Origin of the sequence: Phenylobacterium sp., from assembly GCF_041920015.1 — a bacterium.
GTDB lineage: Bacteria > Pseudomonadota > Alphaproteobacteria > Caulobacterales > Caulobacteraceae > Phenylobacterium.
In genome coordinates this window covers 1-9,628 of sequence record NZ_JAYRST010000102.1, presented here as the reverse complement: position 1 = coordinate 9,628, position 9,628 = coordinate 1, and the positions used below count along the sequence as shown (strand labels likewise).

The window sequence follows — 9,628 nt, the reverse complement described above, 5'->3', positions numbered from 1 at the left end:
GCGGGACATGCCGATCTCCCGAGCCTGACTCTAATTGGCCGCGGGCGTCGCGGCGGCGGCCGGCGCGGCCTTCTTGGCGTGGTGATGCTTCTTGTGATGGACGGTCTTGGCCGGAGCCGAGGCCGCCGGCGCGGCGGTTCCGGTCGCAGCGGGGGCGGGAGTCGCCGCGACGGCGGCGCCGGCGAGGGCCATCGAGGCGGCCAGCGAACCGGCGAGGAGGACGGAAGACTTCATTTGCTTGCTCCATGTGGCGGTGATCTCCGCCTGCGAAGCAGCTTTCGCCCCCCATCTCGCACCGGCCGGGCCGCGGCCTTACAAAAAGTTGAGCCGCAAACGAAAAGGCCCTCCCGCAAGGGAGGGCCGATCTCGTCCGAAAGGGCGAGCAATCAGTCGAAGACGATGACCGAGCGGGCCAGTTCGCCCTTCTTCATTTCCTCGAAGCCTTCGTTGACCTCTTCCAGCTTGATCCGCTGCGAGATCATCTCGTCCAGCTTCAGCTTGCCGGCCATGTAGAAGTCGACCAGCCGCGGCATGTCGACCGGGAAGCGGTTGGAGCCCATCAGCGAGCCCTGGATGCGCTTCTCCGACAGGAACTGGAAGCCCGGCAGGGTGACGGTCTGGCCGATCGGGATCATGCCGATCACGTTGGCGGTGCCGCCCCGGCGCAGCATGCCGAAGGCCTGCTCGGCGGTCTTGGCCAGGCCGATGGCCTCGAAGGCGTGGTGGACGCCGCCCTTGGTCATCTCGACCACTTCCTTGACCGCATCGGTCTTGGAGGCGTCGATGAAGTCGGTCGCGCCGAACTGCGAGGCGATGTTGCCTTTGGAGGCGACCATGTCGACCGCGATGATCCGCGAGGCGCCGGCGATCGCCGCGCCGTTGATCGCCGCCAGGCCGACACCGCCGCAACCGATGACCGCCACGGTCTCGCCCGGACGGACGTTCGAGGTGTGGATCGCAGCGCCGACGCCGGTCATCACCGAGCAACCGATCAGGGCGGCGCGGTCGAGCGGCATGTCCTTGCGGATGGCGACGCAGGCATGCTCGTGGATCAGCATCTGCTCGGCGAAGGACGACAGGTTCAGATACTGCTGCATCGGACCGTTCGTGGCCTTCAGGCGCGGCTCGGCCTCGGCGTCGCGCTTGGTGTCGGGCGACACGCACAGCGACAGGTGGCCGGTCAGACAGAATTCGCAGTGGCCGCAATAGGCCGACAGGCAGGTGATGACGTGATCGCCCGGCTTCACCGTGCGCACTTCGGACCCGACCGCCTCGACGACGCCGGCGCTCTCGTGGCCCAGCACCGCCGGCAGGGCGGTCGGATACGAGCCTTGCATGAAGTGCAGGTCGGAGTGGCACAGACCGGCGGCCTTGGTGCGGATCAGCACCTCATGCGGACCCGGCTTGTTGATCTGGACGTCTTCGATCTGAAGCGGCTTGCCCACTTCGCGCAGCACTGCGGCTTTCATCTATCGCGATCTCCCCAAACGTCGCCCCGATGGGCGGATTATCGAAGCCGCGGTACGGCCGCAGCCTTCGTTCACGCCAACCTTATCGCTGTTCAGGTGGCGCTGGCCAAGGCGTTTTTGAGGAAGTTCGCATGCCGCTCTCCCCGCGGCCGCCCGCGCAGGTTCCCGTTCACGCCCTGGCGTGGGCCTCCCACGGGCCGAGCCGCAGCCAGGCCGGTCGCCGCCATTGCGGAAGACGCCAGTCGAGCCAGGGCCGGCGCGCCGGAATGCAGGCCTCGAGCGCAGCCAGCAGAGGTTCGACCGGCCCGTCGTTCATGAAATGGTTGGCGCCGGCCACGCGCTGGAACCGGATAGGCCGCCGCGTCGGGACGCTGGCGACCAACGCCTCGGCGATCTTGATCGGCGCAAAATCGTCCCGGTCGCCATGGACGACGTGCACGGGCGCGCGCACCCGCGCCAGGGCGTGATGCAGCCGGCCCAGTTGCCCCGGCTGGCCCGAGACCTCCAGCACCGCATGGCGCAGGTCTCGGGGAATGATGCGCAACAGTCGGCTGCCCAGCCTGACCAGCCAGCGCGCCGTTGGCCCCGACTGGCCGAAATAGCCGGACAGCAACACCAGGCCCGCCACCCGCCGCGGGTTCTGCTCGGCCATGATCGAGGCGATGGCCGCGCCATAGGACTGGCCGACTAGCAGCACCTTCTGCCCGCCCCTCGCCTCCAGAAGCGGCGCCAGCGCCTGCGCTTGGACCTCGATGTCGCCGACATATTCGACCGGTTCCGAGCCCGCGTAGCCCGGCCGGTCCACGACGACCATCTCACGGTCCGCCGGCAATGCAGCCAGGGCCGGCGCCCAGTATTCGGCCCAGGACGGCGCGCCGGTCACCACCACGATCTTCCAGGGCGCCGGCCGCGCCCGCGGCGTGGCGATGGCCGAAAGCTTCCAGCCCAGGCCGCCGCCCGCCTCGAAGCGGATGCGGCGGACCACCGTGTCGGGATAGTCGTCGGAGGTCGGCGCATGCTCGGTGCGGCCGGTCGCAGCGCACTCGATGCAGGCCCATCCCATGGACAGCACGCCCTTGGGTTGCTTTCGGGACACGTCTCCAACTCCAAAACCGAGACACTCTGGCCTGGGAGGAAACGCAGCAACCGGCGCGCGGTTCGCGCGGCCCCGCCGACAACGCCTAGCCGGCGACCGTCTCACGCAGTTCCCGCTTCAGCACCTTGCCGGTCGGGCCGATGGGCAGGGTCTCGACGATCCGCACCTCGTCGGGCGTCCACCACTTCGCCACCCGCTCGGCCACGTGCGCCTTCAGCGCCTCGGGATCGGCCTCGTGGCCGGGGCGCAGCACCACCAGCAGCAACGGCCGCTCGTCCCACTTCGGATGCGGCACGCCGATGGCCGCCGCCAGGGCCACGGCAGGATGCGAGGAAACCGCGTCCTCCAGGTCGAGCGTCGAGATCCACTCCCCGCCCGACTTGATGACGTCCTTGGCTCGGTCGGTGAGGCGCAGATAGCCGTCGGCGTCGATGGTGGCGATGTCGCCGGTGTCGAACCAGCCGTCGGGCAGGAAGGCCTGGGCGCCGTCGTTCTTGAAATAGGCCGACGAGACCCAGGGCCCGCGCACCTGCAACGCCCCGGCGCTGACCCCGTCGCGCGGCAGCTCCTGGCCGTCGTCGCCGACGATCCGCAGGTCGACGCCCCATAGGCCCCGGCCCTGCTTCAGCTTGCGCTGGACCACCGCCTCGGCGTCTTCCTCCGCGTGCTTGGCCAGGGGCGTGTTGATCACCCCCATCGGACTGGTCTCGGTCATGCCCCAGATCTGGCGAACCGTCGCGCCGAGCTGGCTTTCCACCCGGCGGATCAACGAAGCGGTCGGGGCCGAGCCGCCGATCGCCACGGTGCGGACCGTCGTCAGCTTCTGGCCGACCTTGTCCAGGTGATCGAGCACCCCGACCCAGATGGTCGGCACGCCGAGCAGGAAGGACGCGCCCTCCTGCACCGCCAGTTCGCAGATCGAAGGGCCGTCCAGCATCCGCCCCGGCAGGATCAGCTTGGCGCCCACCAGCGGCGCTGCGTAGGGCGTGCACCAGGCGTTGGCGTGATACATCTGGGCGCAGGGCAGCACCGCATCGCGCGCCGAGAGGTTGAAGGCGTCCGGCGCCACCAGGGCCATGGCGTGCAGCACCGTCGAGCGGTGGCCATAGAGCACGCCCTTCGGATTACCCGTCGTGCCCGAGGTGTAGCAAAGGCCGGACGCGCTGCGCTCGTCGACCTCAGGCCAGTCGAAGTCGGGCGTCTGGGCTTCGATCAGCTCTTCGTAGACCAGGGTTCCGGCCGGCGCCTCGGGCGGCAGGTGGGCGCGGTCGGTCATCGCGACCAGCGTCTTCACGCTCGCAAGCTGCGGAGCGATGTCCCGCACCAGGTCTCCGAAGCTGATGTCGAACATCAGCACCGAATCCTCGGCGTGGTTGGCGACCCAGGCGATCTGGTCCGGATGCAGCCGCGGATTGATGGTGTGCAGCACCGCCCCGATCCCCGAGACGGCGAAATAGAGCTCGAAATGGCGATGGGTGCTCCAGGCCAGGGTCGCCACGCGGTCCCCCGGCTTGACCCCCAGCGCGATCAGGGCCTTGGCCATGCGCTTGGACCTCGCCAGGGCGTCGGCGTAGCCATAGCGATGGATCGGCCCCTCGACGGTGCGCGTCACCACTTCCCGGTCGCCGTGATAGGTCGCGGCATAGTCCAGGATGGAAGGCAGGCTCAGCGCACGGTCCATCATCAGCGCCAGCATGCCCGGCTCCTCCCATATTTTCGTTGTGGAGGAGCCTATGTCGCCCTCAGCAAGGAGGCTAGAGGCCTCTCAGGCCGCCATCCTGGCCTTGAACACCCCGTCCGGCAGGTCGGCGGCCCGTTCGGGGTGGACGAAGAAATAATCCCGCCAGGGTACGCCGGCGTCGATGTCGGCGACCTCCTCCAGCCGGTCGCCGCGCACCTCGAACATCCGATAGCCGCGCGAGCGGAACACCTCGGCCACGGCCTCGGCCGAGCCGCCGAACCGCGCCTCCAGCATGCGGGGATGGATTTCGATCAGGATGTGCGGATGGTCGCGGTCGATGATGTGCTCGGCGCCCTTCAGCGCCTTCAGTTCGGCGCCTTCGATGTCCATGCGGATGAAGTCGACCCTGTCCAGGCCGTGACCGTCGCAATAGTCGTCGAGGGTCAGAACCTGGGCCGGCTCCAGCTCCAGGCCCGCATCCTCCATGTCCGGGCGGACCGCACCGACCGGCGGCTGGGCGGCCACATAGGCGTAGGTGCGCCCCAGCCGGCCCGAGGTCTTCTTCGGCGTGACCAGCAGCATCTCGCCGGGCATGTCCGACACCGCCGCATGGACCGGATGAACCTGGCCGGCGATCCGGTGCCAGGCCAGGCAGGTCTTCAGAACCTCGAAGGTGAAGCTCGACGGCTCGAAGGCGTGGATCTGCGCCCGCGGCGCGACCTGGGTCATCACGTAGGAATGGCGCCCATCGCTCGCCCCGACATGCAGGCAGACCGGCGAACCGCTCAGGAGATCGGCCAGATAAGGCGTCTCAGGTTCGTGCTTGGCCCACCGCCTGTTCCGCCGCCAGGCGCGGAAGGCGTGACCGAGCACCCGTATCGAAGGCATGGGTACTTCCTCTCGGCCCGCTTCTTACGCCGCGTCCCGCGTCACCGTCATCATGTAGTTAATGTCGCAATCGGATGAGCGGCCCCACCGGTCGGAGAGCGGGTCGTAGGCGACCCCGAACGGCCCCTGCACCGCCACCGGCTCTCCATCGAGGAAGCCCCGCAGTTCGTCGGGCTTGAGGAACTTCCTCCAGTCGTGCGTGCCGGCCGGCACCCAGCGCAGCACGTACTCCGCCCCGACCTTGGCCAGGGCCAGAGCCTTCAGCGTCCGGTTCAGGGTCGCCACGATCATCAGCCCGCCCGGCGCCACCAGCCGCGCGCAATCGCGCAGATAGGCGCCCGGATCGGCGACATGCTCGATCACCTCCATGTTCAGCACCAGGTCGAACGGCGCCTCGCCGGCCGCCAACAGGTCCTCGGCGGTCGAGGCCCGGTAGTCGATGGAAAGGCCCTGCTCGGCGGCGTGCGTGCTGGCCGTGCCGATGTTGCGCTCCGAGGCGTCGACCCCGGTTACGGAAAAGCCCAGCCGGCTCATCGGCTCGCACAGCAGGCCCCCGCCGCAGCCGATATCCAGCAGCCGCAGCCCCTCGAACGGGCGGATGGCCTTGGGGTCCCGCCCGAAACGGGCCAGCGCCTGCTCGCGGATGAACGCCAGTCGCACCGGGTTGAACTTGTGCAGCGGCGCGAACTTGCCCTTGGGGTCCCACCATTCGGCGGCGATGCGGGAGAACTGCTCGACCTCTTTCGGGTCGATGGAAGAAGCGGACACGGAAGCCATGGAAGCCTTTTCCTCCCGCGCGGCGCGCGGCGCCAGCCCCTATCGGCCTCCAGGCCCGCAATGGGCGCCATCTTGCGCCCGCCCCGTCGTTCCGCGGCGCGGCAAGGCAGACATTGCCCCTGGCCGCCTCCCCCGCTATTAGGCGCAGCCTTCCCTCTCAAGCGGAGCTCCTGCGCTGTCTCGGCTAGTGATGAAATTCGGCGGCACGTCCGTCGCCGACCTTGAGCGTATCCGGCGCGTCGGCCGTCTCGTGGCCGCCGAGGTCCAGGCCGGACACAAGGTCGCCGTCGTGGTTTCGGCCATGGCCGGCAAGACCAACGAACTGGTCGCCTGGACCGACGGCGCAGGCCCGGCCGCGCCGGGCCTGCCGGCCTCGGACGACGAGTACGACACCGTCGTCGCCTCCGGCGAGCAGGTGACCGCCGGCCTGCTGGCCATGACCCTGCGCAACATGGGCGTCCCGGCCAGGTCGTGGCTGGGCTGGCAGATTCCGATCATCGCCGACGACGCGCACGGCCGCGCCCGCATCGACGACATCCAGCCCGACAAGCTCGCCGCCGCGCTGGATTCCGGCGAAGTCGCGGTGATCGCGGGGTTCCAGGGCATGACCCGCGACGGCCGCGTGGCCACCCTGGGCCGCGGCGGCTCCGACACCAGCGCCGTGGCCATCGCCGCGGCGGTGAAGGCCATCCGTTGCGACATCTACACCGACGTCGACGGCGTCTACACGACCGACCCTCGCATCGAGAGCAAGGCCCGCAAGCTGAGCAAGATCTCCTACGAGGAGATGCTCGAAATGGCCTCGCTGGGCGCCAAGGTCCTGCAGACCCGTTCCGTCGAACTCGCCATGGCCCAGAACGTGCCGGTGCGGGTGTTGTCCAGTTTTGTCGAGCCCGGCGAAGCGCCCGGCCAAGGCACCATCGTGTGCGACGAGGAAGAGATCATGGAAAAGCGCATCGTGAGCGGCGTCGCCTACAGCCGTGACGAGGCCAAGATCAGCGTGTTCGGCCTGCCCGATCAGCCGGGCGTGTCGTCCGGCATCTTCAGCGCGCTCGCCGACGCCAACGTCAATGTGGACATGATCGTCCAGAGCCACGCGCGCACCGCTCACACCGCGAACATGGAATTCACCGTCGGCAAGCGCGACGCCGCCCGCGCGGTGGAGATCGTCCGCAGCCACCAGGACAAGCTCGGCTTCGAAGACGTCCAGGTGAACGAGGACGTGGCCAAGGTCTCGGTCATCGGCGTGGGCATGCGCAGCCACACCGGCGTCGCCAAGACCATGTTCCAGGCCCTGGCCGACAAGAGCGTCAACATCCAGGTCATCTCGACCAGCGAGATCAAGATCAGCGTGCTGATCGACGCGGCCTATACCGAACTGGCCGTGCGCGCCTTGCACGCCGGCTTCGGCCTCGACCAGCTCTGATCTTCAAGACTTCGGCGGCCTTCAAGCCTGGGCCGCCGTCGCCCTGCCGGTGAGGCGGAAGGCGCCCATCACGCCCAGCGCCGCCACCGGCAGCACCGAAGCGAACACCCAGACGCCGGCCGCCCGCGCGCTCTCGTCGGTCAGGCCGCCCGAGAAGCCGACGAGGTTGGCGACCGCGCCGGCCGCCGCCGCGCCGACCGCCGATCCGGTCAGCCGCACCGTGGTCATGGCCGCAGCCCCGATGGCCCGCTCCTCGCCCTCCGGCAGCGACGAGAGGACGCGCTGGCTCATGAAGGCCCAGGAGAGGCCAAAGCCGCCTCCGAGGAACAGGCCGGCCACGATGACCCCGGTCACTGTATGGGCCGGAAAGGCGAACATCGACAGCAGCACGCCCAGCCCCGCCACGATCGAACCCAGCCGGATCATCCGCGCGGGCCAGGGGCCGGTGAGATGCGCCACCATCAGGCCCATGACCGTCCAGGCCGCCGCCTCGCCCGCCACCACATAGCCCGCCTCCAGCGCCGACAGGCCGTTCAGCTTCTGCAGAATGGCCGGGCCGTAGATCGAAAAACCCATCGAGGCGACGGTCATCATGAACATGGCCGCAAACCCCGCGCCCGGAATGCTGGCCAGGCTGCCCGCGCCACGCGGCAGCAGCCGCACCGTCGCCCGGCCGTCCAGCCAGACCATCGCCCCCAGCAGCCCGACCCCGCCCAGCGTCAGGAGACCGGAACGCACGAAGTCGCCGGCCAGGTCGGCCAGTCCTATGGCCGTCACCCCTGCCGCGATCAGTCCCAGTTGCAGCCAGGCGACCTTGGCCTTGGCGTCGCCCTGGTCGTTGCGCGGCAGCATCGCATAGGCGGCCCAGGCCACCGCAAGGCCCTGGATCGCAAACAGCCAGAACACCCAGCGCCAAGCGTTCAGATCCGCAAATATCCCGCCGATCAACGGCCCCAGCAGGCTAGCCACGCCCCAGATCGCGGTGACGGTGGCGTAGACCCGCGGCAGCAGCCGGTCGGGGAACATCAGCCCGATGGCGACCGAGCAGAACCCGACCACCCAGCCGCCGCCCAGCCCCTGGAGCACGCGCCCGATCAGGAAGCTCCAGATGTCCGGCCCCGCGGCGCTGAGCGCGCAACCGAGCGCGTAGAGCACGGCTGCGGCCGCTGTCGCCCGGCGCAGGCCGAACCGCAGCGCCAGCAGGCCCGAACTCGCCCCCGCCATCACCGAGCCCAGCAGGAACCCCGCCGTCGCCCAGCCGAAATAGGCGTAGCCGCCCAGGTCGGCGCCGACGCTGGGCATGATCGTGGCGGTGACCATCGAGTCCGCCGCACTGATCCAGACGCCCAGGCAGATCAGGACGAAGCGCGGCAACCGGCCCTCGCCGACCACGTCGGCCCAGCTTCCGTCGGCGCGCGGCGCTCCGCTCATCGCCCATCTCCCGTTCTACACACGCCCCGCCATCGCCGGCTTCGAGGCGTCTGTCCACCGCGAGCGGCGGGGCATGCCTCAGGCCATGGGCAGTTGGAACTGCGGCGACCAGTGCGTCGCCGTGCCCGCCGCAACGTACCAGGTCACGAACAGGGCGCAGATCAACGCGCCCGGCAAATGACTGCCGGTCCGCCGATAGGTGAAGACCGAGATCACCGCGACGACGGCCATCAGCGGTACGAACTGGATCGCGATGATGGTGTTGAGCGCCTCGTCGGGCAGGGCCAGCCGCCCGGTCGCAAACAGCGCCCCGTACTGCACCGCCAGCAGCAGCACAAAGCCCAGGGTGAGAGCGGTGATCGCGACGCCGTACTGGCGCCCGCGCGCCTGGCCCGCCAGGGCGAGGTGTCCGTGCAGGCTGCGCAGCGCGATCACGAAGAACACTGTCCAGAACGGCAGATAGGCGACGGCGTATCCCAGGTGGCGCAGGTCCAGCGGCCGCAGGCCCATCACCCAGAACCGGAAATCCACGTGCAGCATCCGGTCGACCACGTGCGAGGCCAGGCAGGCGACCCCCACCGTCAGCAGAGCGGCCACGATCGACCGCGGCCAATCGGCCCGCATCGGGTTCGTCGTCCGCAGGCTGGCGATCAGGGTGATGGCGGCGACGGCCAGCGTCCAGACCGCAAGCTGGTTGCCGATCCACTGCGGGAAGAGCTGCGTCGGCCCAAACAGCATCCCGGCCTTCATGATCGGAAAATAGGTCGCCGCCGGGACCAGCACGGTCAGGGTGAAGGCTGCGCGCCAGCGCAGGCCCGCCGCCGCCTGGAGCGGCTCGGCCGGGCGGGCGAGCCGCTCCA

General features: G+C 69.3%; 9 protein-coding genes. 1 reads left to right on the top strand and 8 read right to left on the bottom strand.

All coding sequences use genetic code 11. The annotated features are described in order from the left end of the window. Nucleotides 1-30: 30 nt before the first annotated feature. From ACE3TL_RS15490 to ubiG, 6 genes are all read right to left on the bottom strand, one after another. Complete coding sequence (locus ACE3TL_RS15490) at nucleotides 31-234, bottom strand: hypothetical protein (protein WP_374579567.1); 204 nt, start codon at nucleotides 232-234, stop codon at nucleotides 31-33. A 152-nt stretch (nucleotides 235-386) separates the two neighbouring features. After that, nucleotides 387-1,469: a Zn-dependent alcohol dehydrogenase gene (locus tag ACE3TL_RS15485; RefSeq protein ID WP_374579566.1), complete on the bottom strand. Its 1,083-nt coding sequence runs from the start codon at nucleotides 1,467-1,469 to the stop codon at nucleotides 387-389. Between the two features lie 169 nt (nucleotides 1,470-1,638). Further along, a complete protein-coding gene (locus ACE3TL_RS15480) occupies nucleotides 1,639-2,565 on the bottom strand; it encodes an alpha/beta fold hydrolase (protein ID WP_374579565.1) in 927 nt (308 codons plus the stop codon). Between the two features lie 85 nt (nucleotides 2,566-2,650). After that, entirely contained in the window at nucleotides 2,651-4,261 is a 1,611-nt protein-coding gene (locus tag ACE3TL_RS15475) for a long-chain fatty acid--CoA ligase (protein ID WP_374579564.1), read from the bottom strand. Between the two features lie 69 nt (nucleotides 4,262-4,330). Beyond that, a complete protein-coding gene (locus ACE3TL_RS15470) occupies nucleotides 4,331-5,134 on the bottom strand; it encodes an FkbM family methyltransferase (RefSeq protein ID WP_374579563.1) in 804 nt (267 codons plus the stop codon). A gap of 24 nt (nucleotides 5,135-5,158) precedes the next feature. Beyond that, complete coding sequence (ubiG, locus tag ACE3TL_RS15465) at nucleotides 5,159-5,911, bottom strand: bifunctional 2-polyprenyl-6-hydroxyphenol methylase/3-demethylubiquinol 3-O-methyltransferase UbiG (RefSeq protein ID WP_374579562.1); 753 nt, start codon at nucleotides 5,909-5,911, stop codon at nucleotides 5,159-5,161. Nucleotides 5,912-6,086: 175 nt separating this feature from the next. Between ubiG and ACE3TL_RS15460 the strand changes: the two genes are divergently transcribed. Continuing rightward, nucleotides 6,087-7,337, top strand: a complete 1,251-nt coding sequence (locus ACE3TL_RS15460) for an aspartate kinase (protein ID WP_374579568.1) — start codon at nucleotides 6,087-6,089, stop codon at nucleotides 7,335-7,337. Nucleotides 7,338-7,358: 21 nt separating this feature from the next. On the opposite strand, the gene ACE3TL_RS15455 is transcribed toward ACE3TL_RS15460, so the two are convergent. After that, nucleotides 7,359-8,768, bottom strand: coding sequence for an MFS transporter (locus ACE3TL_RS15455; RefSeq protein WP_374579561.1), 1,410 nt, complete (start codon nucleotides 8,766-8,768; stop codon nucleotides 7,359-7,361). A 78-nt stretch (nucleotides 8,769-8,846) separates the two neighbouring features. Next, nucleotides 8,847-9,628 (bottom strand): hypothetical protein (locus ACE3TL_RS15450; protein ID WP_374579560.1); only part of this gene is annotated, 782 nt, incomplete at its 5' end.